This is a genomic window from Arthrobacter sp. P4_F10, assembly GCF_056401435.1.
This window is the reverse complement of the sequence record NZ_JBFUJJ010000001.1, coordinates 166,437-190,662: the sequence shown is the minus strand read 5'-3', so window position 1 is coordinate 190,662 and position 24,226 is coordinate 166,437. Positions and strand designations below refer to the sequence as shown.

The following is a 24,226-nucleotide window of genomic DNA, read 5'->3' as shown; positions in this document are numbered from 1 at the left end:
GCACCTGAACGGCCGCCTTAAACCACCGGGGTCAGCCCCGGCACCCCCGCGTGGACGCCGGAGGTTGCCAGATACCGGATGTGGGCGGCCGTCTCGCTCAAGGCCAGCCTGAACTGCAGCGCGCTAAGCGACTCCCAGCCCCGGGACCATGTGAGCTGCCGGGCCACCTCGTGCACCGTGGGCGCGCCCTTGCCTAGCACGTCCAGGACTTCCCGTGAACGCTCCGCAATGTGCTTTTCGAGGACCCTTGCGCGGTGGCCCACGCCACGGAACCGGTATTCGTGTGCAGGGCAGGCCTCGTAGTGGTCGTTGCCCGCGATCCGCTGCAGCGACTCAATATTGTGCCGCAGCGGATCGGTGTCGCCGCGGATCTCCAGGGACACGTTGGGGGAGATGCGGGGGAGGACATGGTCGCCGGACAACACCAGTTCGCCGTCGTCATCCCACAGGCAGATGTGCCCCGGGGTGTGGCCCGGTGTTTCCATGATGCGCCAGTTACGTCCGGCCGCGGCCAGAGTGTCCGCATCGCCCAGCCGCCGGTCGGGGTCGGCGAGGCGCCGCATGTCGTGGAGTCCCTGAGGGCTCATGGCGGCTTCGGCCACCCGCCCCTCGGGGACGCCCCAGGTCCGCATGCGCTCGCGGTCCCGTTCCGATTCCGCATGGGCGTCATCGAACGCGGAGATGTGCCGCCGTTCCTGTTGCCCCAAAGCGATCCACGCGCCGGAGCCCCGCGCAAGGCGCGCCGCCATCCCGAGGTGGTCGGTGTGGAAATGCGTGGCCACGATCCCGCTGATTTCACGCGGCCCCACGTCCAGACGGCCCAGGGCAGCCATCAGCTGGCCGTGTCCCTCGTCGCTGTCAAAGCCGGGATCCACCACCACGCACTCGTCGCCATCGAGCAGCACGTAGCTGAGCGTGTAGCGCATCGGATTTCCGGGAAAGGCAACCGGAACGCTGTGGACGCCGGGCGCCACTACCTCCACCGGCGGGAGGACGCGGCGTTGCCAGGCCTCCTTCTGGGCGGTCCCGGTGATGGTGATGCCGTTGGTCTGCATCGTCTTAGTCTGCATGGTTATTGAAAAGCGAAAAGAGTCTGGTGGCACCGCCGTCGATCAGGAGGTCCGCGCCGTTGATGTTGCGGGCGTCGTCCGTCAGCAGGTACGCGATCATGGCGCCGATTTCGGCGGGGTCAACGATGGTCTGGGTGGGGACGCGCCGGCGTACCTGGTCACGGACCTCCTGGATGACCATGGGGGTGTCCACAACGCCGGGGCAGATCGAGTTGATAGTGATTCCGGTACCCCAGAAGTCCTCAAGGAGGGAGCGCGTGAAGTTGGCCAGTCCGGCTTTTGAGGCGGCGTAGCTCGGGTACGGGTAGCCCGTGACGCCGGCGATCGAAGCGATGTTGACGATCCGCCCCCAGCCGGCCTCGATCATTCCGGGGGAAAACGCCTTGATCAGGTTGAACGGACCCACCAGGTTCACGTCCAAGGCACGCCGGAAGGACTCCGCGGTGCTGTCCGCGAGGTACTTCCGGTCGAGGATGCCGGCCGCGTTGACCAGCGCCTGCACGGGCCCCACCTTGGCGGTCACCTCGGCCAGCAGCCTGCCGACGGCGGCCTCGTCCGCCACGTCGGCGGCAAACGCTACGGCCTTCCCGCCGGAGTCGCGGATGGCCCGGGCGGCCGCCTCGCTGCTCCCGGCGTCGAGGTCCACGCAGACGATGGTGTGGCCGGACCCGGAGAGGCGGGCATTGATGCCGCGGCACATGCCGCCGCCCGCTCCGGTCACCAGGACATTGAGGGAAATGCTGCTCATGATGCTGTGTCTCCTTCAGGAGTTCGAGTCGGAGCGCCCGGCGTTGGGCCCCCGCGTCAGGTGCTGCTTGTTGCCAGCGACGGATAGTCGGTGTAGCCCTCGGGGCCACCACCGTAGATGCCCGTGGGGCGCAGGGGTTCGAGTGGCGCCTGGGTCAGGAAGCGGTCCGGGAGGTCGGGGTTAGCGATGAAGAGCCGGCCGAAGCCCACCAGGTCCGCCGTTCCGTCAGCGAGGAGTTGTTCGGCGGAAGCCTGGTCATGTCCACCCGTGACGATGACGACGCCGTCGAACAAGGCAGCGAGTTCGGCCGTGGGGACGGACGCGGCCGGCCGTTCCACGGTGGTGGACCCTGCGATCTCGGGTTCCACCAAGTGGAGGTAGGCGATTCCCAAGTCACTGACAAGGCGCACCACCGAGGAATACAGGGTGCGCTTGTCCGAGTCGTTGGCGTCCATCCATTCCGACGACGGTGAGAGGCGGACGCCGATGCGTTCCATGGGAAGGTGGCGGGCCACCTCAGTGACTACCTCGCGCAAGAACCGCATACGGTTTTCGAGGGAGCCGCCGTAGTGGTCGGTCCGGCGGTTGGACCCGTCGTTGAGGAATTGATCGATCAGGTAGCCGTTGGCGGCGTGCAGCTCCACGCCGTCGAATCCGGCCCGGACCGCGTTCCGGGCCGCCGCTCCGTAAGCTTGGATAATCCCGGCGATCTCCGCCGCCGACAGTTCGCGGGGCGTCTCGTAAGGGATCCTGCCGGCCGCACTGCGGTACTGGTAACCGGTGATGGCAACGGGTGAAGGCGCCTTGGGGGGCAGGCCGTCCGGCTGGACACTGGAATGGGACTGCCTTCCCACGTGCCATAGCTGGGCGTAGACCACGGCGCCCTCCCGCTTTGCGGCCTCCACTACCGGCCGCCAGGCCGTCACCTGGTCCGGGGAGTAGAGCCCGGGAACCCGGGCGTAGGCCGAAGCCTGGGGCGTGATGACGGCACCCTCGCTGATCACCAGGCCCGCACCGGCACGTTGCCCGTAGTACTCCTCCATGAGTGGCGTAGGCACGCCGTCATCATCGGCGCGGCTGCGGGTCAGCGGTGGCAGCACAATGCGGTTTCGTAGCGGCTGGCCTCCGAGGGAGAAGCTGTCAAACAGGGTGCTCTGGGGTTCCACGGATGTCTCCTACTGGCTTACGAGCGTTCGTACGACTAAAGTGAGTTTTGCGGATGTTGGGAGCCATGTCAATATCCCCGCCCCTAAAAGCGGACGCTTGTTAGGATTAGCGGAGATATGACCGACACGATCACTGAGGGGGAGGTCAAGATGACCGTCCGAGCGGAACGAAACACTGCCCAGACCATCCGGGAAGGCGCAGCCAAGCTCTTTTTCGAGCGTGGTTACGATGCAACCACGCTGCGGCAGGTGGCCTCGTCCGCGGGGCTCAAGGTCGGCAGCCTCTACAACCACATCGACAGCAAGGAAGACCTCCTGCTGCAAATCATGGGGGGCATCATCGATGACCTGCTCGAGCGCGTCCGGCAAGCTGTCGCTGACGCGGACGGAGGGGACAGTGTCGATCTCCTCCAGGCTGCCCTGGCTGAGCACATCACGTTCCACGCGGAGCGTGCCCAGGAAGTCTTCATTGGCAACGCGGAGCTGCGCTCGCTGCCCCAAGGTGCACGTGATGTGGTCATCAAGAAGCGCGCCGACTACGAAGCGTTCCTGGAGGTCCTGGTGTCCGCCGCGGGGCAGGATGGACTCGCGGACGTCATCGACGCCAAAATCCACGTGTACAGCTTCGTTGCCCAGGCCACCCATATCGCAGGCTGGTTCAAGCACGGCGGCCGGTTCTCGCTCGAGGAGATTGTCCGGATCTACACGCGCCTGGCGCTGCGGGAGCTGAAGGTCGCGGACGCTGACGAACGCGTCGGTCGGGTGGTCCTGGACAGCTCAGCCACATAGGTAGCCAAGGCAGCGCCTCGCGCCGTTTTCGGACACCGCCAACGGCCGTTTTCGGACACCGCCCAAGAGTGTCGGAATCCGCCAAGAACCGGAACGCCCGGCTGGAATATCCGGCCGGGCGTTCCGGTCTTAAGGCTGGCTGCCGCGTCACTGGCCGGACCGCCAGTGCGGTCAGGCCGGCGACGTCAGGCGAGTGTGGTCAGTGCTCCTCCTGCAGCGATTGCTTGAACCGCTCCGGCAGCGTCAGGGTGGCAATGACGGAGATGATCACCAGGCTGAGGGCGATGGCCGTCAGGGCGGCCGTTCCGTTCTCGGTGTTCTGGAAGATCCAGGCCGCAATGAACGGGATGGGGGCGCCGAAGATCAGGCCGGCGAGGGTCATGCCGAGGGCTGAGCCGGTGTAGCGCATGCTTGTCGGGAGCGACTCCGAGAAGAACGCCGCCTGGGTACCGGCAGTGACCTGGATGCCGCACAGGGCCAGGGCGATGATCGCGACGCTTGCGGGGTAGTTCATGGAGTTCATGATGGGGAACATGGTGCCGGCAGCTACACCCTGCAAGGACAGGCCGAGGAGGAAGGTCTTCTTGCGGCCGATGCGGTCGCTGAGCTTGCCGCCGAAAATAGCGGCCGGGATGGAGATCAGGTTGGCCACGAGCAGCAGGCCGAAGGTGATCGAGTTTTCGTAACCGAGTTCCTTGGTCAGGTAGTTCACAGCGTAGGTGACGCTGATCCAGAACAGCCCCGCGGACGCAGCCCAGGACAGCACCAGCTTGATGACGGTTCCCGGCTTCTTCGCGATCACGGCCAGGGCACGCTCCTGGGGAACCGCGGACTCGGCAGCTTTCCTCTGGTTCTCCTTGAAAGCCGGAGTTTCTTCGACCCGCTGGCGGATGAATACGCCCACCACGAGCAACAGCACACCCATCAGGAAGGGGATCCTCCAGCCCCACGCGGCAAAAGCGTCCTTGGAAAGGAACATCGCCAGCCCGGTGAGGGTGATCGAGGCGAAGGTCTGCGCCAGCGGAGAGCCGGTGGCCAGGATCCCGCCGAACAGRCCTCGATGGTTAGTGGGCGCGTGCTCGACGACGAGCACTTGAACGCCGGTGGCCTCGCCGCCGAGGGCGAAGCCCTGGAGGAAGCGAAGCACCACCAGGAGCGTCGGGGCAACAATTCCCGCCACGGCGTAGGTGGGCAGCAGGCCAATCAGCACCGAGGACACGCCCATGAGGATAAGGGTGAACATCAGGACGTTGCGTCGGCCGATCTTGTCGCCCAAGGCGCCGAAGACGATTCCGCCGAGGGGGCGCGCCACCATGCCGGCCCCGAAGGTGGCAAACGACGCGAGGATCGCCGAGTTCGCATCAAAGCTGGGGAAGAAGAGCTGGGGGAAGAGGGTTGCCGACAGGGTGCCGTACACAGCGAAGTCGAACCATTCCAGTGCGGTGCCGAACGTGCCGCTCGCCACGGCGGTCCTTGCTGTCTTCGGATCGAACGTCGGTGCTTCGAGCACCAAGAGCGGCGGGGGCTGAACAGGATTTGTCAATTCCGACATTGGAACTCACTCCTTGGATAGGTGGAAAGTCAGTGGCGTTCGCCGGTCTCCGTCGTGTGCAGCGAACCGCAACCACACTCCGCATCCTCTTCGTCAGGGAGGGCTCGGACCCTAGGGGCAATATACCCGGGGGTTCGATGGAGAAGAACAAGCGTTCGTACATGAACAAGCGTTCGTACGAAGTGTAGGGTGTGATGTGGATCTCGCGCAAGGGCCCCCGGGGGTGCCTCTCCGCACCTGCCCGCCGATCCGTCAGCGCCCTCGACTGTGGACTCGGATCCCTCTTGCGGAGGGAGCCAACTCATACTAAACTTTCGAACGAACGCTTGTTCGTTGAAGAATAAGCACTGCGGAGTCCGGCCTGTCGGACCCGCACCAGCCACACCGAGGAGCAATCATGCGAACGATTGGTGAGTGGATCAAACTCAACCACCGGCGCTACCCGACGCGCGAAGCCATCGTCGACGGCGCCCGCCGGCTGACCTTCGCCGAGCTCGCCGAGAGCGCATGGGGCCTGGGGAGGGGCCTGCGGGACGCCGGCGTCGGCGTGGGTAACACCGTGGGGGTGCTGGCCGGAAACTCGACCTTTAATGCCGAAGTCTTCTTTGGGGTCGCGGCCGCCGGCGGCACATACGTTGCTTACAACTGGCGTTGGGCGCCGGCGGAGCTCGCGGCCGGCATCAATGAGACCGGCGCGAAGATCATCCTGGTGGAGGAACGGCTCATTCCCAACGCGGAAGAGGCCCTGGAAATACTGGGCCGAACCGAGCAGGAGCTGCCGCGGCTGGTCCGCCAGGGTGCCGAGGTCGACGCCCTGCGCACCGGATCCGGTCCGTTGGAGGATGTCACCACACTGGACAGCCCGCTCTGCATCATCTACACGGGCGGAAGCACTGGTACGCCCAAGGGCGTGGTCATGTCCCAAAGGGCAGCAGCCGCCAACGCATTCAACGAAATGTACGACTGCAGGATGGGCAGCCGCCGCGAGGAACGCGGCCTGATCATCACACCGTTCTTCCACTCGGCGGCACTGCTGTGCTGGCTGGTGCCGCACTTCATCGCCGGTGCCACCAGCGTGATAGCTGAGAAGTTCCACGACGAATTGATCGTGGACCTGGTGGGGCGGGAACGGGTCACCAACACATTCCTCATCCCGAACATGATGCGCCGGCTGATGGAAAACGGCGTCTTTGCGGACCCGGCCATCAAGACCCATCTCAAGGCGGTCCATACGGGCGCCGGCCTGCTACGGATGCCGGACAAGCAGCTTTTCACTGACCTGCTGCCCGACGCCGAACTGTACTTCCGCTATGGCCTCACCGAGGCGGGGCCCATGGTCACCCGGCTCAAGCCGGAAGACATGCTGGATCCCGCCGTCGACGGTTCGATCGGCACAGAGTACCTGCTGGCCGAGGCGCAGCTCCAGGATCCGTTCGGCGAGCCGGTTCCCCCGGGTGAGCTCGGCGAGATCTGCGTCAAGGGCCCGTCCCTGATGACCGGCTACTATGGCCGGCCCGAAGCTACCGCCGAGGCCTTCCGCGGCGGCTGGCTCCACACCGGAGACCTGGCCGTGCAGGACGAGCGAGGGTATTACTTCTTCCGGGACCGGCTGAAGGAAATGATCAAGACCGGTGGTGAGAATGTCTATTCCGCCGAGATCGAGCAGGCGCTGTACCTGCACCCGGCCGTCCTGGAAGCAGCTGTTGTTGGTGTCCCGGACCCGCGCTGGGACGAGGAGGTGCGGGCCGTGGTCGTGCTCCGCAGCGGACTGCAGGCGAACGGCGAAGAACTATCCACCTTCCTCCGCGGGCACCTGGCAGGCTACAAGATTCCAAAAAAGATCGTCTTCCTGGGTGCCGACCAGCTGCCGCGGTCCGCGGCCGGAAAGCTCGTGAAGGCTCAGCTGAAATCGAACCTGGGATGGGGCGCATGAAACTCGCAACCGTACGGATCGAAGGCGGCACCGCAGCCGCCGTGGAGGTGGACGGTGCCCTGGCGCTCTTGCCGTTTGCAGACGTCGGCGAATGGCTCCGTGCCGGATCGCCGGCAGTGGACCAGTACGTCGGCGGCACACGCCTTGCGATTGACGGGGCCGACTTCGCGCCGCTGGTCACCGCCCCCGGAAAGATTGTGTGCGTTGGGCTCAACTACCGCGAGCACATCCTTGAGATGGGCCGGGAACTGCCGCAGCACCCCACCCTCTTCGCCAAATTCTCGGACGCCCTGATCGGCGCCAACGATCCCATCGTCCTGCCGCCGGGTTCCGAATCCGTGGACTGGGAGGCCGAGCTCGCCGTCGTTATCGGAAACAGGGTCTCGCGGGCTTCGGCAGAGGAAGCCGCGGCGGCGATCGCGGGTTTCACGGTGGCAAACGACATCTCAGCCCGCGACTTCCAGCGCCGGACGCCCGAGTGGCTGCAGGGCAAGACCTTCGACGCCACTACCCCGCTGGGTCCGTTCCTGCTGACGGCCGATGACGTAGGACACGCGCCGGACCTGGAGATTTCCTGCTCGGTGGATGGTGTCGCCAAACAAAAGGCGCACACCGGCGACCTGGTGTTCAGCCCCGTTGACCTGGTCCGCTACATTTCCGCGATCACCACGCTCCATCCGGGCGATGTGATTCTCACCGGCACGCCGGGAGGCGTAGGCGACGGCCGCACTCCCAAGGAATTCCTCACCGACGGCAGCGTCGTCACCACCTCGATCGACGGCATCGGCGAGTGCCGCAACGCCTGCATCCTGCGCTGATTTCGGCGCCCTAGCTCTAAGGACAATCATGTTCACCAAAATCCTGATCGCCAACCGCGGTGAAATCGCCGTCCGGGTGGCACGCAGCTGCCGCACCCTCGGCGTCGAGTCCGTTGCCGTTTATTCGACGGCGGACGCCGCGTCCATGCACGTCCGGGCGGCGGACACCGCCATCGACCTCGGCGATGGTCCCGCCAGCAGCAACTACCTGAGCATCCCCAAGATCATCGCGGCGGCGCTCGAGTCGGGTGCCGAGGCCATTCACCCGGGTTACGGCTTCCTGTCCGAGAACCCGGAATTCGCGTTAGCCGTTGCGGACGCGGGCCTGACATTCATCGGACCGTCCGCGCATGCCATCACCACCATGGGCGGCAAAGTGGCTGCCCGCGATGTGGCCATCCGCGTCCAGGTCCCCCTGGCACCGGGCACCGATGGAGCCATTGCCAGCGCGGCCGCCGTCGAGGCGTTCGGCGCTGAGCACGGCTACCCCGTCCTGGTGAAGGCCTCAGCTGGTGGGGGCGGACGCGGCATGCGCCGCATCGACTCCGAACCCCAGGCCAAAGAAGCCTTCGACGCCGCCGTCCGTGAAGCCACAGCGGCCTTCGGCAACGGCGAGGTCTACCTCGAGCGGTACCTCACCCACGCACGCCACGTTGAGGTCCAGGTCTTCGCCGACACACACGGAAACACCGTCTACGTGGGTGACCGCGACTGCTCCGTGCAGCGCCGCCACCAGAAGCTGGTGGAGGAGTCCCCGGCCCCCGGTCTCTCCGACACCCTGCGCCGGAACATGGGTGAGGCCGCCGTCCGGCTGGCCCGCGAGGTTGGCTACGTCGGCGCCGGCACCGTTGAGTTCCTGGTGGAGGACGAGAAGTTCTACTTCCTCGAAATGAACACCCGCATCCAGGTGGAACACCCGGTCACCGAAATGGTGCACGGCGTGGACCTCATCGCGGAGCAGATCCGCGTGGCGGCGGGCGAGGAGCTGTCCATCATGGGCAACCTGACGCCCAAGGGTGCAGCCATCGAGGCACGCATCAACGCCGAGGACGTCGCGGAAGGCCGGTTCCTGCCCGCCCCGGGTCCGGTGGACCTCCTCACCGCACCCGTTGGCGAGGGCCTGCGGTTCGACGCAGGCTACGAGTCCGGCGACACGGTGCTGCCGCTGTACGACAGCCTCATCGGCAAGCTGATTGCCTACGGCCCGGACCGCGAGACGGCCATCAAGCGCCTGCTCGGCGGCCTGGAGCGGCTGCAGATCGAGGGCGTACCCACCACGGCCCCCGCAGCGCAGACGATTGTTGCGCACCCGGATTTCCGGGAGCTTCGCTTCAGCACCCTGTGGCTGGAAGAGACCGTTGACTTCACGGAACCCGAGCCCGTGGACCGCGCCAACGTGGAGGTGGGCGGACGCTTCTACATCATCCCCACGTTCAACGACTACGGCAGCGCGGGCGGCTACGGCAACGCCGCCCCGGCCCTGGCCGATCCGTCAGCCGCAGATCCGGCGGCCGCCACCGGCCGGACGCGGCAGGCACGGGCCAAGCGCGAGAAAGTCAGCGACGGAACCGTCAAGGCACCGATGCAGGGCACCATCATCAAGATCAACGCGGCCGCCGGGCAGAGGGTGGCCAAGGGCGACGTGCTGTTTGTCCTGGAAGCGATGAAGATGGAGAACCCCATCACCGCGCCGGCCTCCGGCGTGGTCGGTGAGATTACCGCCGTCGTGGGCGATTCCATGGCCGCCGGCACCCTGCTGACCAAGATCACCGAGGAGGTGGCGGCATGAAGCCATACCGTTCGCTGCTCTTTGTCCCCGGGCACAAACGGGACTGGATCGACAAGGCGCTGAACTCCGAGGCCGACGCCATCATCATCGACCTGGAGGACTCCGTCCCCGAGCAGGACAAGGAACTGGCCCGCACCAACGCCCGCGAAGCACTGGAAGCCCACGACGGCTCAAAGGGCATCCTGGTCCGGCCCAACGCCCTGGACACCATCTTCTTCGGCCGTGACGTGGCCGACGTGACCCACCGCAACCTGACCGCATTCCTGCTCCCCAAGCTGTTCTCCCGGGACGACGTGGTCCGGTTCGATGCGCTGGTGACGGCGGCGGAGCTCGATCACGGCATTGCCCGCGGAACCGTTGAACTGGTGCCCTCCCTCGAAACCGCCGCCTCCATCAATAAAGTGGATGAGATCCTGGCCGGCCCGCGGGTTGGCGGCGTAATGGCAGCGGCCGCCAAAGATGCGGACGTCTCCCGGGAGGTCGGCTTCCGCTGGACCGCCGCGGGAATGGAGACGCTGTACCTCCGGAGCAAAGTGGTGGTGGCGGCCCGTTCCGCCGGCATCCGCACCATTGTCCTGGGGCTCTGGCAGGAGGTGCGGAACCTGGAGGGGATGCGCAGCTTCGCGCAGGACAACAGCGGCCTGGGCTACACCGGGCAGGTGCTGATCCACCCTTCGCACGCTCCGATCGCCAACGAGGAATACGGCCTGACCGAGACGCTGAAAGGCTACTACGAGGGCCTGATCGAGGCTTTCGAGGAAGGCCAGCGCAACGGCCACGGGGCCGTCTCCTACCGCGGGGACCACATTGACCTGGCCCACGCCAACCACGCCCGCGAGGCTCTCGCCCTCGCCGCCGCGTAACCGCTACCTCAACAAAACCCACCCAAGCAAAGGAGGCCAGTCATGGCCGGAATGTATTACGAGGACTTCACCGTCGGCGACGTCATCAGGCACGAGGTCACCAGGACTGTCACCGAGACGGACAACCTGCTGACCACTGCACTGACCATGAACGTCCAGCCGCTGCACCTGGATGCGGAGTTCGCCAAGAAGAGCATGTTTGGACGCCAGATCGTCAACAGCATTTTCACCCTGGGTCTTGTCACGGGAATCCCCGTCCAGGACACCACCCTCGGCACTACCCTGGGAAATCTTGGCTTCCGGGACATCGAGTTCCCTAAGCCGGTGTTCTTCGGTGACACGCTGCGGGTGGAGACCGAGGCCTTGGACAAGCGTGAATCGAAGTCGCGTCCGGACACCGGAATTGTGGGCATCGAACACCGCGGCTACAACCAGGACGGCGAACTGGTCTGCGTTGTGCGCCGGACGGCGCTGATGCTGCGTCGCGCCGGTCAACTGGCGGAAGCAGTGGCCCCCAGCCATTCATAGTGGGTTGACTCATGCTCTGCCTGGCCCAGGTCGCCGCAGGAGGTGACAGGATAGGAGGACCTGCACCAGCACAGCAAAGGGCGGATCATGGCCAAAGGAATTTACGTCAGCGCGACCACCCCGGGCTCCGGCAAGTCCCTCATAGCGCTGGGGCTGGCGGACACCCTCCACCGGCACGCGGACCGGATCGGCTTCTTCAAGCCTGTGGTTCACGGCAACGACGCCGCGGCGGACCCGATGGTGGCGCTGATGAAGGCCCGGTTCGATCTTGACGACCAGCGCTGCCGCGGCGGCCTGACCTTTGCCGAGGTCCGCGGGCTGCTGGCCGAGGGAAACAGGGCCGAGATCGACGCCCGCTGCGTGGAGATCTTCGCCGAAATGTCCCGCCACTGCGACGTGGTGATTGTGGAGGGGACGGACCTCACCGGCCAGGATGCCGCCGTCGAATTCGACCTCAACGCTCGCCTGGCGAACAACCTGGCCGCCTCGATCGTGGCCGTGGTCGGCGCGAAGGGGCGGACCGTCGCGGAGGCTGCCGACGCCGTCGAGGTTGCCCGCAAGGAACTGGCGGCGGAACGCTGCAGCCTCCTGGCCATCATGGTGAACCGCGCCGACCCGGAGGACGTGGACGGGATCATCGCCGCCGTGAAGCCCGGCGCGTCCGGCCGCCCCGTCTACGTCTTCCCCGAGCTGGAGGACATCGCACGGCCCACCACCGGGGAGGTGGCCTCGGCCCTCGGGATCCGCCAGGTGGCCGGCCGGCAGGACATGGAACGCGACGTCCATTCCATCAAGGTGGCGGCGATGAACGTGGCCAACTTCCTGCACGTGCTCGACGACGGCGCCCTGGTGATCGTTCCGGGTGACCGTGCGGACGTGATGGTCGCGTGCCTCGCGTCGTCGTTCTCGCCGGAGTTTCCAGTGCCGTCGGCGCTCATCCTCACCGGCGGCCTGGCCCCGGACCCCAATATCTACTCGCTGCTGGCGCAGGCGCCATTCCCCGTGTTCGCGGCCCCGGACGATACCTACACCACCGCCAAACGGGTGTCCGAGGTCCGCAGCGAGATCTGGTCGGGGCACCGCCGCAAGGTGGCCTCGGCCGTGGGGCTGTGGGCGAAGCGCGTGGACGAGGCCGAGCTGGTGGAGCGGCTGCACCTGCCGCGGCTGGAGCGGATGACGCCGCTGCGGTTCCTGCACGACCTCATTGAGCGGGCCCGGCTGCAGCGCCGGCACATTGTCCTGCCCGAGGGCAACGACGTGCGGATCCTGCGGGCCGCCGAAATTCTGCACCGGCGGGACGTCTGCGACCTCACGATCCTGGGCAACGAGTCGGCGGTCCGGGAGCTGGCGTCCACCCAGGGCATCGACCTCTCCGGGATGAACATCGTGGACCCCGCGACGTCGGAGCTGCGCCAGCAGTTCGCTCAGAAGTACGCGGAGCTGCGGGCGCACAAGGGCGTGGACCTGGCCCGGGCGCTGGAAGTCATGCTCGATGGCAGCTACTTCGGCACCATGATGGTGCAGCTCGGCGTGGTGGACGGCATGGTGTCCGGCGCCGCGCACACCACGGCCCACACCATCCGGCCCGCGCTGGAGTTCGTCAAAACGCGGGACGGCGTAAAGATCGTCTCCTCGGTGTTCCTGATGCTGATGCCGGACCGGGTGCTGGTCTACGGCGACTGCGCGGTCAACCCTGACCCGAACGCGGAGCAGCTGGCGGATATCGCGCTGGCCTCAGCCGAGACCGCAGCCCAGTTCGGCGTGGAGCCGCGGGTGGCCATGCTGTCCTACTCCACCGGCGGGTCCGGGACCGGGGAGGCAGTGGACAAAGTCCGGCAGGCCACCGAAGTGGTGAAGGACCGCCGCCCGGATCTCGCCGTCGAAGGCCCCATCCAGTACGACGCCGCCGTGGACGCCGCGATCGCCCAGTCCAAGATGCCCGGCTCGTCCGTCGCCGGGCAGGCCACCGTGTTCATCTTCCCGGACCTGAACACCGGCAACAACACCTACAAGGCGGTGCAGCAGTCCTCGGGCGCGGTCGCCGTCGGGCCCGTCCTGCAGGGGCTCCGGAAGCCGGTCAACGACCTCTCCCGCGGGTGCACCGTGGAGGACATCGTGAACACGGTGGCCATCACCGCCGTGCAGGCGCAGTCCGTGACTGACAGCGCGTCAGCCGAGGCACTAGACTCCGACGCGCAGCCCGCGCAGGCGGGGCGCGCCGGAGCCTAGGGCTTGGTGCTACTCGTTGCCGTCGCGGCGGTCGGCGCGGGCCACGGGGAGGTCCCCGAGCCGGTCCACTTGCTCGGCCAGGGCATCGATCACGGCGCGCAGCTGGACCTGGGCCACCTTGGTGTAGGTGCGGACATACTCGATTTCCTGAATGGTGTCGGTGTAGCCGGCCGCCGTGGCCGCCGGCACAGGAACGGCCTCCCGCGTGGCCACGGAGTCCTCGGCGCGGCGCAGGATCTCGCTGTACTGCGTGCGGGCGCTGGCTACGAGGTCCTTCGAGTACTGCTCGGCCTCGGCCACGAACTTCTCGGCGAGAATCTGCGCCTGCGTGATGACCTTGACCATCTCGTCCTTGGCTTGGGGACTTACTGCGCCCGGCTGGCGCTGGTCCGCCTCGAGTTGCTCGGCAACAGCGCGAAGGAACTCGTGGACGGATTGCTGGTCGTACCCGCGTCCCACCACCTCGAACGAGGCGTTGCGGACGTCGGAAGGGCTGATGCGGCCTTCTGGGCTAGCGGTGCTCATGGTATACCTCTCCCTGGTCTGCGCCGGTGGCAGAGGAGTTGTCCTCGACACCTGCGTAGTCTTCGTACCGTATATCGGCGCGCGGGGTGCCCGCCGCAACGAGTTCGCTGATGGTGTGCCCCACCATCGCCGTCGATCCGGCCACGAGGGCCAGACGGCTGGGTGCCTCGGGGTGTGCCGCTGCCACGGTGCCCACGTAGCCCTGGGCGCCCGGGAAGGTCGCGTCGTCGGAGACGACCGGGTGGTAGCTGAACCACGGCTCCCTCGAGTCGAGCTCGGCGAGCCGCTGCTGGTCGTAGAGGTTCCACGGGACCCGTGCCCCGTGGAAGAGGTCCACCCGCGGCCCGGTCCCGTACTCGCCCCATTGCTGCCGGACGGCGTCGACGATCGCGGCCATGGGGGCGAGCCCGGTCCCGCCGGCAACCATGAGCAGGTCCCGTGAACCCTCGAGGGCGAGCTGGTCCCCTACAGGGGCGCCGATGCGCACCGTATCGCCCACCTTGGTCCGGCGGACGGCGGCGGTGCTGAAGAGGCCGCCGGGGATCAGTTGGACGTGCAGTTCGATTGTGCCGTCGGCGCGGGGGGCGTTGGCAGGACTCAGGAAGCGCCAGGTCCGCGGGAGGGCGGGAACCTCCACCGAGGCCGACTGGCCGGGCGAGTAGGTGAAGCCGTCCGCGACTCGGACCTCCAGGACCGTGACGTCCAGGCTGCGGCGCTCGACGGCGGTGACCTCGCCCTCCCACCACGGCGGACTAGTATCCGAGGCCTCCTCGGCGGCCATGACCATGACCTTGGCGATCAGTCCGTACGCCTCGGCCCACGACTGCGCCACCTCCTCGGTCCATTCCGGACCGAGGTACTTCTGCAGGGTCGCCAGGAAGGAAGCCCCCACCATCGAGTACTGCTCCGGCGTTACGGAGAAGCGGCGGTGGTCGCGGCCGAGTTGGCCGATGAACCCGGCCACCTCGTCAATCTGATCCGCGTGGCTCACAATGTGCCCGAGGGCGGCGAAGAGTTTGTCCCGCTGGCCGGCCATCGAGACCGGGAACATTTCGCGTAGCTCCGGGTGGGACAGGAATAAGTGCGAGTAGAAGTACAGGGGGACTTCGTCCCCGAGCGCGGCCGCCATGGACCAAGTCCTTTTCAGCCCACCGGCATCCATCCAAAGGCCCTTCTGTCGGGGTCGTCCTCCGCCGGTTCGGCGGAGCGGGCCCCCCCAGCACCCCGGCAAACTTACCCCATTGCCGCTCCGCAGGTCCAACGGGTCTAGGCGCCCACGCCGCGGGGCCCGGGCCTTCCCCGCGGCACCTTGAAAGGGCCGGTCAGGCCCGGCACCCGGCTCCTGCCGCGGCTTTCGCACCGGATTGGCGCCCTTGCCGGGTCCGGCAATTTATAGTGGAACCGACGGAGCGCTCGGCCAGGCTCCGGCGTGATGCCAGTCCCGACGCACCCTCGACGGTAGCGTCGAAGCCAAGGCTTAGGAGGCCCCATGCTCGTGCTCGTCATCAACTCCGGCTCGTCCTCGCTCAAGTACCAGGTGCGCGACGTCGAGGCCGGCAGTGTGCTCACCGAGGGCCTGGTCGAGAAGATCGGCGTGGGTGCCGGCGGTGAGGGCGACGGCCAGATCGAGGGCCCCCGCGACCACGCCGAGGCGCTGGAGCAGGTGGGCTCGGCCATCCACGAAGCCTTGGGGGACCGTGAGCTCGATGCCGTGGGCCACCGCGTGGTGCACGGCGGGGAGCGCTTCGCCGAGCCGGTGCTGGTCAACAACGAGATCACCCGGGCCATTGAACGGCTGAACCCGCTCGCGCCGCTGCACAACCCCGCCAACGTCCTTGGCATCCGCGCGATCTCGAAGAAGTGGCCCGAGCTGCCGCAGGTGGCAGTGTTCGACACCGCCTTCCACCGCACCCTGCCCGAGCACGCCTGGCGTTACGCGGTGCCGGACGAGCTCTACACACAACACGGGATCCGCCGCTACGGGTTCCACGGCACCTCGCACGAATACGTGGCGCACCGGGCGGCAGCGCTGCTGGATGTTCCGGTCGAGGAGTTCGACGCCGTCATCGCCCACCTGGGGAACGGCGCCTCGGTCACGGCGATCCGCGGCGGCCACTCAATCGACACCTCCATGGGATTCACGCCCCTTGAGGGCCTCGTCATGGGGACCCGCTCCGGGGACCTCGATCCGTCCATTCTGGTCTTCCTGGGCCGGAACGGCTGGTCTCCCGAGGACCTGGATTCGATGCTCAACCGGCAGTCCGGGCTCAAGGGCCTGGCCGGAAACAACGACATGCGCTCTGTGGTGGAGGCCGCGGAAGCCGGCGACGCCAAGGCGGCCATGGCCCTGGCGGTCGCGTCCTACCGGCTCGCGAAGTACATCGGCGGCTACCACGTGGCCGTTGGCGGTGCGAAGGCCCTCGTGTTCACGGCCGGGATCGGGGAGAACTCGCACCAGTTCCGGAACCTGGTGGCGCAGCGGCTCGGTGCGCTCGGCGTCGAACTCGATGCCGGGCTGAACCGGGAGCGGTCCAAGGAACCCCGGGTCATTTCCACCCCGACGTCGGCCCTGCCTGTCCTGGTGGTCCCCACCGACGAGGAGCGCGCGATCGCCGAGGCGACGGCCGCCGTCGTCGCCCAGGCATCGGTTGCTCCGTAACCGCCCTTGTGGCGGCTGAAAACGGCGCTTACGGAGCAATCGATGGGTAGCGTTGGAGGCATGACCGAACCCAAGCCCCTCCCTCCGCTGCCCATCCGCACCGAACGGCTAGTGCTGCGGCGCTTTGAGGCCTCCGACCTCGATGCCTTCCACGCCTACCACTCGCTCCCGGAAACCGCCCGGTTCCTGCCCCGCGAGGCCAAGAGTTACACCCAGTCGATGGAAACGGTGGGACGGTACGCCAACTTCGAGTTCGAGAAGGAGGGCGACTGGGTGGCCCTGGCCATCGAGGCCGCGGACTCGCCGGGGCTGCTCGGCGAGGTGGTGCTGAAGTGGCTGGAGGGGTGCGGGCAGGCCGAGATCGGCTGGAGCCTGGCCCCGGAAGCGCGGGGCCGGGGCATCGCGAGCGAGGCTGCCCGGGCGCTGCTCAAGCTCGGTTTTGAGGACCTGGGCTTCCACCGCATCGACGCCAAGCTCGATGCCCTGAACACGGACTCGGCGGCGCTTTGTGAGCGGCTCGGCATGCGCCTGGAATCACGGCAGGTGGACAAGTGGCATTACAAGGGAGAATGGGCCACGGAGGTGGTGTACGCCATCCTCGCGGAGGAATGGAAGGCCCGCTAACCGGGCCCACCGAGACGTTGACAGGCAGGTCGAGGAGACACCTTTCAGATGCCACCGGGTTCGACAGGCTCAATGGTTCGACAGGCTCAATGGTTCGACAGGTTCAATGGTTCGACAGGTTCAATGGTTCGACAGGTTCAATGGTTCGACAGGTTCAATGGTTCGACAGGCTCAACCACGGGACGAACCAGGATCATAGGTCCCGTACGTCGGAAGCCCTGCCGACTCATAGACAAGAATCGCGAGTCCGCCCGGCGTCGTCTCATTGCGGACCAGACGCAGGCCCGCCGGGGCGCCTCCCGGCGGAAACAGCCGCCTGCCGTTACTTACCACCACCGGGGCGATCACCAGCCTCAGTTCGTCGATCAGCCCCGCGCCCAGCAGCGACTGGGCCAGCCGGGCACTCCCGTGGATCTGCAATTCCCTGCCGGGCAGCCTCTTCAACGCAGCGACCTGTGCGGGGACGTCGCCGGACAGGATCGTCGTCGGTGCCCAACCAGCCTGCGCCAGGGTGTGCGAGGCCACGTACTTCGGCAACCCATTCATCTTTTCGGAGAACGGATCATCAGGGTCCGTGATTCTCGGCCAGTCCCTCGCAAAGTTCTCGTAGGTCCGACGGCCGAACAGCAACGCATCCGCCTCACCGAGCCAGGCCGCCGCCCGCCGGACGAAATCCTCGTCCAGGAAGGGGACGAACCAACCTCCTTGTGAGAAGCCGTCGCTGGTGTCCTCCTCGGGCGATCCAGGACCCTGCGCCACGCCGTCCAATGTGAGGAACTCTGTCAGCGTTAGTCTCATCGTGTTGCCTCTCCGTGGTGGGTGCCGGGTCCAACGGCTCGGCATGGGCCTGGAATCTCGGTAGGTGGAAAGTGGCAGGCCAACGTGGCACCAAAAGGACGAACGGCCACGGAAATGGTGTACACCATCGTCGCGGATGAATGGAAGGCCCAGTAGGAGGTGTCCGGCGGTTGGAGGCGCCGGGGGAGCACCGGGAAGCGCCGATGTGACGGAGCGCCGATGTGACGCAACGCCGATCTGCTGGAGTACCGAACTGACGGAGCGCCGATCTGACGCAGATGGCCGGAATGGAGTCCTCATTCCGGCTATCTGCGTCAATTCGGGTGCCGTTCGCGTCCCCGGCTTAGGGTGCCGGCGGCGCGGTGGATGCGGGCGCTGGTGAGACCATGCCCGATGCGGGAGCCGGCGCAGTCGGTTGCTGCTCTGCCGGCACCGTGGCACCGGAGCCCGGAGCGGGACCGGACGACGCCGCACCGCCAGTCGGCGCCGTGGATCCGGTGGGTCCCGGGGCCGGGGCCTGCGTGCTGCCGGGGGTCGCTCCGGCAGTGGCGCCAGACGTTGCGCCGGGTGTGGCGGCGGTACTGGGCCCCGGCGTGGCACCAGGCGTTGCGCCCGGCGTCGCTTTCGTGCCGGAGGACCCGTCCGGGGTGGCACTGGGATCGGCCTTGATGACCGCCATGATCTGTTCCTTGTACGCGCTGAGCCGGCTCTGGATCTCCGAGAGCGGCTGGTTCCGCAGGTCCTTGCCGTAGGCCGCGATCTCCTGCCACAGGGCGTTGAGCCTGGCCATGCCGTCGCCGCTCAGGGGCCCGTCAAGGGTGAGCACCAGTTGGCTCGCCAGGGCGTAGGTCAGGCACCGGAGGCAGTTGTAGTTGGCCGACGCCGAGAGGTTCTCCGGGACGATCACATCGGTCTGGCCCACAATCAGGACCACCTGGAAGCCCACGGCCACGGCGGCGCAGTCCGCGCAGCTGGCAAAGGCGTAGGCCTCATTCTTGGTGTCCACGGTGTCGCCGTCGTCCGCCCAGACCAGGGCGAAGGCGACGTCGTAGACCACGGAACCGTCAGTGGTGTTGACCGCGAGGGACTGGTTGCCGTCATCCTCCGGAGCGGCTGGCCTGTCGAAGGGGAACACCCACGACGGCGCCGCCGCGCCGGCCGTGCCGGCTGGCGCTCCCTGCCGGGGCACCAGGACCATGCTCAGCTGCGGCTTGTCGCGGGTGGGCTTCCGGGCGCCCTCCGGCCACAGGGCAACGGTCTTGCCCGACTGGCCCTCCGCCATCCGGCCCGTGGCGGCGGCCGGGAAGACTGCCGTGGTGGCGTCGGCCAGGGTGCCGCGCTCGTAGGGCTGGACGGGGCGGTAGGTGTCACCGCCGGGCCACCAGGCCCAGGCGAGGCCCGCGGCCACAGCCGCGATGGCTACCATTGCGGTGGCGCGCTGCAGGGCCTTGCCGCTGGTCTTCCGCCACAGCACGGTGACCAGCTGGCGGACCAGGCGCAGCAGGATGTACAGGATGCCCAGCACCGGCAAAGCCAGGCAGGCGATCGCGATCACCCGGACGGCGGCGTCGGCGATGTCCCCGGCGGCGAGGCTGTGGGAGAACATGGCCTGCTGCTTGAGGCCGTTGTCCCAGGCGGTGCCCAGGACGCGCGGCAGGGTCAGCACCATGGTGGCCATGCTGAAGAGCAGCAGGGGAACCGTGACCAGCACCCAGATGGTGACGACGGCCCGAGCCCAGGGCTTCAGGAGCCTGGCTTCGGGATCTGTCCTGCGCCACGGCACCAAGGCCAGCAGGGTGGGCTTGATGCGCTGGAACAGGTCCGGGACGCCGGTGGCGTCGGCCAGGATGTGATAACCGTCAAAGCGGACCAGCGGCATCAGCTGCCGGACCATCTGCAGGATCTGGGTGACCACCACCAGCAGCAGCGCATCGAAGCCTGTGGCCCACCAGATGCCCATGATCGCGACGGCCACGATTGCGTTGAAGTAGAGTCCGCCAAGGTCGGTGCGCAGCCGGCCGCCCCGCCCCAGCCGGTAGGAGTCGGTGACGTCCGTGTAGAAGGCCGGCCACATCAGGTACAGACCCGTGCCCATGGCGCCGGGGGTGGCACCGCCGCGACGGGCGGCGGCGGCGTGGCCGAACTCATGGAAACCGGCCGAGAGCACCGTGACCACCAGGATCAGGAGGACCAATCCGGGGTTGGCGAAGGCTTCATGGGTGGCCGATGCCAGCCCCTTGACCATCAGCACCCACCAGCACGTGGCCAGGAAGGCAGCGGTAACGGCCACCACGATCAAGGGGTTGAACAGTGTGGCGAACGGCGCCGTGATCTTCCGGGTGCGGTCCGGATCGGTCACCGAATACCGGAAGCGCATGCCCAGCAGCGGGTCCGATTTCTTCACTTCGGGCTCGGACCCGTCCGCCAGCCGGAGGAGTCCGAGGGGGAGGAGCTGGGAGGTGATCAGGGTGCGGACGTTCTCGGCACTGACGAGCCGTCCGAAACTGCGGCTGGCGTGCCCGGCGATTTCTTCCGGGCCCCGCTGGCCGTCGATCGCCTCGAGCACCAGGTACAGCAGACGCGTGAGCTGTATGGTCTGGCCGTCGGAGCGGCGCACCAAGGACGGGGCTTCCTTGTAGCCGGACCCCTTCGCCTCGCCGATCAGCTGGACGCCGGCGGCCCGCACCGGCACCGGCTGCAGGCTGACGGCCACGGACGACGCCGGGCCGGCAGTACCGGCGCCGGAGGCACCGGCGCCGGCAGCACCGACGCCGGATCCGGCGTCGGACGCGGCGCTGCCGGTCGCGGCAGAGCCGACGCTGCCGGTGGCAGGCAGGACCGGAGGGCCGTCCTGCCCGGACGGCCCTCCGTGCACATTGCTCATCTAGGTGCTACTGCTTCAGGTCGGACTGCTGGTCAGCCGACGCCGTGGCGTCGCCATGGATGTCCTGGTTGATGATGGCGTCCTGCTGGGCGACGGCGAACGCGTTGCTGTCGATTGAGCCGATGTTGGCGCCGACGGCCGCGTCGATCGGCGCGGCGACGTTGGCGTTGGCGGCCACTGCCCCATTGATGGGTGCTGCGATGCCCGCGTTGGCGTCCAGGTTCACGTCGACGTTGAGCAGGTTGCCGCTGAGGGCACCCGCGGCGCCGGCGGCTCCGGCCACATCCGTCGGCAGCGCGCCGCCCAGGTCCGGGGTCGTGCCATCCGGCAGGACGCCCGTGCCGTCGGCAGGTACAGCACCGGCAGGTACGGCACCGGCGAGATCGGCTGTGGCCGGATCCGTGCCGGCAGGCGCTGCGGCAGAACCTGCTGTGGTCCCGGCATCCGTGCCGGCGCCCTGATCGATGACGCTGTCCTGGGTGGAGTCTGCCGTGGCGTCGCCCGTGACTCCCTGGTTGATGATGGTGCCCTGGTCGGCGAGGGCCTGGGACTCAGACCCGAAGGAGAGCACGTTTGCCGAGGCAGCCGCATCAATCGGCGCGGCAACGTTGGCGTTGGCCGCGATGCCGAGGTCGATCGGCGCCGCCGCGCTGATCCCCAGGTTCAGGTCGGCGTTCAGGTCCAGGACGGAGGCGACCTCCTTGTCCGGAAGGGCCGTGCCGCCCTGCGCCATCAGCTCATCATCAGTCAACGGGGTCATTCCCTGCTCAACGCTCATAACAAACTCCATCTCCGGCACGTCTCTGCCTGCCCCCAGTGAGCAGTTTCTCCATCGATGTGCCTAACAAGCGTCAATAGTAAGCATGATGATCATTAATTGTGTACCGGACATCCCGCCGATTCGACGAAAATGGCCGCTATGAGAGCTCTCATAGCGGCCATCTTTGGCGAATGGGCGCGTTAGTGCGGAACCCGCCAGCGAAACCGCGCCCGGATGTCCCGCCCCGGGGCTACTTCACTCCGGCTCCCGGCAGCAGTTCGGTGGCGCCAAGGGAATCGGCCACGAACGCGTAGTCCCAGGCCCGTTCGCGCCACTGCACGTACCGGCCCGAGGCGCCGCCATGGCCGCCTTCCATCTCGATCTTCAGGACGATCGGCTCGCTGCCGGTGTTCACTTCGCGCAGCCGCTGCACCCATTTGGCCGGCTCCACGTAAAGCACGCGGGTGTCGTTGAAGCTGGTGACCGCGGCGATCTTCGGGTACGCCAAGGCCTGGACGTTCTCGTAGGGAGTGTACGACTTCATGTACGCGTACACGTCCGGGTCGGTGATCGGGTTGCCCCATTCCTCCCATTCCAGGGCCGAGAGCGGCAGTTCGGGGTCCAGGATAGTGGTCAGCGCGTCCACGAACGGGACGGCGGCAACAATCGCCGCATACTTTTCCGGCGCCAGGTTGGCGACGGCGCCCATCAGCAGGCCGCCGGCGGAGCCGCCCATCGCGGCGATCCGGCCCGGGTCCACCCAGCCGGACCCGGCGAGCCAGTCCGTGGCCGCGATGAAGTCGGTGAACGTGTTCTTCTTGCGCAGCTTCTTGCCGTCGTCGTACCAGTGCCGGCCCAGCTCGCCGCCGCCGCGGATGTGGGCGATCACGAACACGACGCCCCGGTCCAGCAGGGACAGCCGGGGGATCCCGAAGCCCGGATCCATGCTCATTTCGTAGGAGCCGTAGCCGTACACCAGGCCGGCCGCGGTCGAATCCTGCCGGACGGAGGTGTGGCGGAGCACCGAGAGCGGAATCTTCGTCCCGTCCGCGGCGGTGGCCCACTCCCGGGTGGCGACGTAGTCCGACCTCGAGTAGCCGCCCAGCACCGGGCTCTCCTTGCGCAGCAGGAGTTCACCGGCCGGATGCTCCGGAGTGGGCAGCACGAAGTCGTAGACCCGCGACGGGGTGAAGTACGAGGTGTAGCCCATCCGGATCACGGGGGCCTCGTAGTCGGAGCCCGCGACGCCGGCCGTGTACAGCTCCTCGTCGAACGCGGGTTCCACCGCGGCGCCCTGCTCCGGGGTGCCCAGGCCGGCCAGGGGCAGGACCTGGACCCGTTCGATGGTGTCCTTTCGGACGGAGACCACCGCGTGAGTCGAGGTGACCCCGGCGCCGTTGACGCGGACGTGGTCGGAATGGGCGACGACGGTGTCCCAGTGCTGCTCGGCGAGCGGCTTTGCGAGCTCGGCCGGGTCCACGAGGGAGACCATGGAATTGATGGCGTCCTTGTTGTGGGTGAGCAGGATCCGCTCCTGGCTCCGGCCTGAGGCATCCGCCAGCAGGAACGGCTCGGCCTCGTAGAGGATTCGCTCGTCGCGGGAGATCACGGTGCGCAGTCCGGCGTCGAGGTCATCAAAGCGCAGCAGGCGGGTCTCGCTGAACTCGGAGCAGCCGATGCTGAGCACCAGGTGGCGCCGGTCGGCCGAAAGCTCGAAGCCGAGCCACATGGCGACGTCGTCCTCCTGGTAAATGACCGCATCCTCGCTGACGGGTGTGCCGAGCACATGGGACTTCACCTGGTACGGCCGCCAGGAATCGTCCACCACGGTGTAGAAGATCCGGCTGCCGTCGGGGGAGAAGGAGATGCCGTAGAAGACGTTCTCGATCACGTCCGGCAGCAGCGCACCGGTGCGCAGGTCCTTGATGCGCAGCGTGAAGCGCTCGTCGCCCGCGTTGTCCACGGCGTAGGCATAGAGGGTGCCATCGATGGTCGTGGCGGCCCCGCCCACGGCGAAGAACGGCTTGCCCTCGGCCTCGAGGTTGCCATCGAGCAGGACTTCCTCGCCGGGGATGACGACGCCGGCCTCCACGGCCGGGGGAGTCCAGTCCGCGACGCGGTCCCCGGTTTCCTGGCCGCGCACGCGGCAGTGGATGCCGTACTCCTTGCCCTCGACCGAGCGGGTGTAGTACCACCAGCCGTCCTTGCGGTTCGGGACGGAGAGGTCTGTTTCCTGGGTGCGGCCCTTGATCTCCTGGAAGATGGCCTCGCGCAGCGGCTCCTGGTGCGCGGTCACGGCCTCCTGGTAGGCGTTTTCGGCCTTGAGCAGGTCCACCACCTCGGCGGATTCCTTGTCCCGCAGCCACTCGTAGTTGTCCTCGAACGCGTCGCCGTGGTGGGTGCGCACCGCGGGAACTTTCCGGGCGACGGGAGGCTGCGGGGACGGCTGGGCGGGAGTCTGGGTCATGGACCCAATCTACCGAAGAGCGGC

The 24,226-nt window shown here is 67.3% G+C and carries 19 protein-coding genes; 9 read left to right on the top strand and 10 right to left on the bottom strand.

The window, feature by feature from the left end; genetic code table 11:
* Nucleotides 1-17: 17 nt before the first annotated feature.
* Genes AC1DR1_RS00875 through AC1DR1_RS00865 form a run of 3 tightly spaced genes read right to left on the bottom strand, consistent with a single transcriptional unit; the run spans nucleotide 18 to nucleotide 2,984 of the window.
* A complete protein-coding gene (locus tag AC1DR1_RS00875) occupies nucleotides 18-1,070 on the bottom strand; it encodes an MBL fold metallo-hydrolase (RefSeq protein WP_476992053.1) in 1,053 nt (350 codons plus the stop codon).
* Nucleotides 1,060-1,818, bottom strand: coding sequence for an SDR family NAD(P)-dependent oxidoreductase (locus AC1DR1_RS00870; protein WP_476992052.1), 759 nt, complete (start codon nucleotides 1,816-1,818; stop codon nucleotides 1,060-1,062). The genes AC1DR1_RS00875 and AC1DR1_RS00870 overlap by 11 nt, the downstream gene beginning before the upstream one ends.
* A gap of 56 nt (nucleotides 1,819-1,874) precedes the next feature.
* The gene (locus AC1DR1_RS00865) at nucleotides 1,875-2,984 is read right to left on the bottom strand and encodes an alkene reductase (RefSeq protein ID WP_229994438.1); all 1,110 of its coding nucleotides are present in this window, start codon (nucleotides 2,982-2,984) and stop codon (nucleotides 1,875-1,877) included.
* 117 nt (nucleotides 2,985-3,101) lie between these two features.
* On the opposite strand from AC1DR1_RS00865, the gene AC1DR1_RS00860 reads away from it, so the two are divergent.
* Nucleotides 3,102-3,773, top strand: a complete 672-nt coding sequence (locus AC1DR1_RS00860) for a TetR/AcrR family transcriptional regulator (protein WP_476992051.1) — start codon at nucleotides 3,102-3,104, stop codon at nucleotides 3,771-3,773.
* Between the two features lie 199 nt (nucleotides 3,774-3,972).
* On the opposite strand, the gene AC1DR1_RS00855 is transcribed toward AC1DR1_RS00860, so the two are convergent.
* A complete protein-coding gene (locus tag AC1DR1_RS00855; protein ID WP_229994440.1) occupies nucleotides 3,973-5,325 on the bottom strand; it encodes an MFS transporter in 1,353 nt (450 codons plus the stop codon).
* A gap of 397 nt (nucleotides 5,326-5,722) precedes the next feature.
* Here AC1DR1_RS00855 and AC1DR1_RS00850 point away from each other — a divergent pair, with 397 nt between their 5' ends.
* The 6 genes from AC1DR1_RS00850 to pta all read left to right on the top strand — a co-directional run bounded on the left by AC1DR1_RS00850 (nucleotide 5,723) and on the right by pta (nucleotide 13,485).
* The gene (locus AC1DR1_RS00850; RefSeq protein ID WP_476992050.1) at nucleotides 5,723-7,258 is read left to right on the top strand and encodes a class I adenylate-forming enzyme family protein; all 1,536 of its coding nucleotides are present in this window, start codon (nucleotides 5,723-5,725) and stop codon (nucleotides 7,256-7,258) included.
* On the top strand, nucleotides 7,255-8,076 hold the full coding sequence (locus AC1DR1_RS00845; protein WP_476992049.1) for a fumarylacetoacetate hydrolase family protein: 822 nt from the start codon (nucleotides 7,255-7,257) through the stop codon (nucleotides 8,074-8,076). Before AC1DR1_RS00850 ends, AC1DR1_RS00845 begins: the two co-directional genes overlap by 4 nt.
* A gap of 28 nt (nucleotides 8,077-8,104) precedes the next feature.
* Nucleotides 8,105-9,865, top strand: coding sequence for an acetyl/propionyl/methylcrotonyl-CoA carboxylase subunit alpha (locus AC1DR1_RS00840; protein WP_476992048.1), 1,761 nt, complete (start codon nucleotides 8,105-8,107; stop codon nucleotides 9,863-9,865).
* Nucleotides 9,862-10,728 (top strand): HpcH/HpaI aldolase/citrate lyase family protein, encoded by an 867-nt coding sequence (locus tag AC1DR1_RS00835; RefSeq protein ID WP_229994445.1) that lies wholly within the window; start codon nucleotides 9,862-9,864, stop codon nucleotides 10,726-10,728. Before AC1DR1_RS00840 ends, AC1DR1_RS00835 begins: the two co-directional genes overlap by 4 nt.
* 42 nt (nucleotides 10,729-10,770) lie before the next feature.
* Nucleotides 10,771-11,256 carry a MaoC family dehydratase gene (locus AC1DR1_RS00830; protein WP_476992047.1) on the top strand — a complete coding sequence of 162 codons (486 nt, stop codon included), beginning with the start codon at nucleotides 10,771-10,773 and terminating at the stop codon, nucleotides 11,254-11,256.
* An 87-nt stretch (nucleotides 11,257-11,343) separates the two neighbouring features.
* A complete protein-coding gene (pta, locus tag AC1DR1_RS00825) occupies nucleotides 11,344-13,485 on the top strand; it encodes a phosphate acetyltransferase (protein WP_476992046.1) in 2,142 nt (713 codons plus the stop codon).
* Between the two features lie 9 nt (nucleotides 13,486-13,494).
* Here the strand turns inward: pta and AC1DR1_RS00820 are convergent, their stop codons facing one another.
* Both AC1DR1_RS00820 and AC1DR1_RS00815 read right to left on the bottom strand, forming a co-directional pair.
* Complete coding sequence (locus AC1DR1_RS00820) at nucleotides 13,495-14,010, bottom strand: DivIVA domain-containing protein (protein WP_476992045.1); 516 nt, start codon at nucleotides 14,008-14,010, stop codon at nucleotides 13,495-13,497.
* On the bottom strand, nucleotides 13,997-15,139 hold the full coding sequence (locus tag AC1DR1_RS00815) for a globin domain-containing protein (protein WP_476992044.1): 1,143 nt from the start codon (nucleotides 15,137-15,139) through the stop codon (nucleotides 13,997-13,999). The genes AC1DR1_RS00820 and AC1DR1_RS00815 overlap by 14 nt, the downstream gene beginning before the upstream one ends.
* A 360-nt stretch (nucleotides 15,140-15,499) precedes the next feature.
* Between AC1DR1_RS00815 and AC1DR1_RS00810 the strand changes: the two genes are divergently transcribed.
* A complete protein-coding gene (locus AC1DR1_RS00810; RefSeq protein ID WP_476992043.1) occupies nucleotides 15,500-16,669 on the top strand; it encodes an acetate kinase in 1,170 nt (389 codons plus the stop codon).
* 60 nt (nucleotides 16,670-16,729) lie between these two features.
* Nucleotides 16,730-17,293: a GNAT family N-acetyltransferase gene (locus AC1DR1_RS00805; RefSeq protein WP_364745128.1), complete on the top strand. Its 564-nt coding sequence runs from the start codon at nucleotides 16,730-16,732 to the stop codon at nucleotides 17,291-17,293.
* Between the two features lie 171 nt (nucleotides 17,294-17,464).
* On the opposite strand, the gene AC1DR1_RS00800 is transcribed toward AC1DR1_RS00805, so the two are convergent.
* From AC1DR1_RS00800 to AC1DR1_RS00785, 4 genes are all read right to left on the bottom strand, one after another.
* Nucleotides 17,465-18,091, bottom strand: coding sequence for a dihydrofolate reductase family protein (locus tag AC1DR1_RS00800; protein ID WP_476992042.1), 627 nt, complete (start codon nucleotides 18,089-18,091; stop codon nucleotides 17,465-17,467).
* Nucleotides 18,092-18,434: 343 nt separating this feature from the next.
* Nucleotides 18,435-20,975, bottom strand: a complete 2,541-nt coding sequence (locus AC1DR1_RS00795) for a hypothetical protein (protein WP_476992041.1) — start codon at nucleotides 20,973-20,975, stop codon at nucleotides 18,435-18,437.
* A 7-nt stretch (nucleotides 20,976-20,982) separates the two neighbouring features.
* On the bottom strand, nucleotides 20,983-21,753 hold the full coding sequence (locus tag AC1DR1_RS00790; protein ID WP_476992040.1) for a peptidoglycan-binding protein: 771 nt from the start codon (nucleotides 21,751-21,753) through the stop codon (nucleotides 20,983-20,985).
* Between the two features lie 232 nt (nucleotides 21,754-21,985).
* Complete coding sequence (locus AC1DR1_RS00785; protein ID WP_476992039.1) at nucleotides 21,986-24,202, bottom strand: S9 family peptidase; 2,217 nt, start codon at nucleotides 24,200-24,202, stop codon at nucleotides 21,986-21,988.
* Nucleotides 24,203-24,226 lie beyond the last annotated feature (24 nt).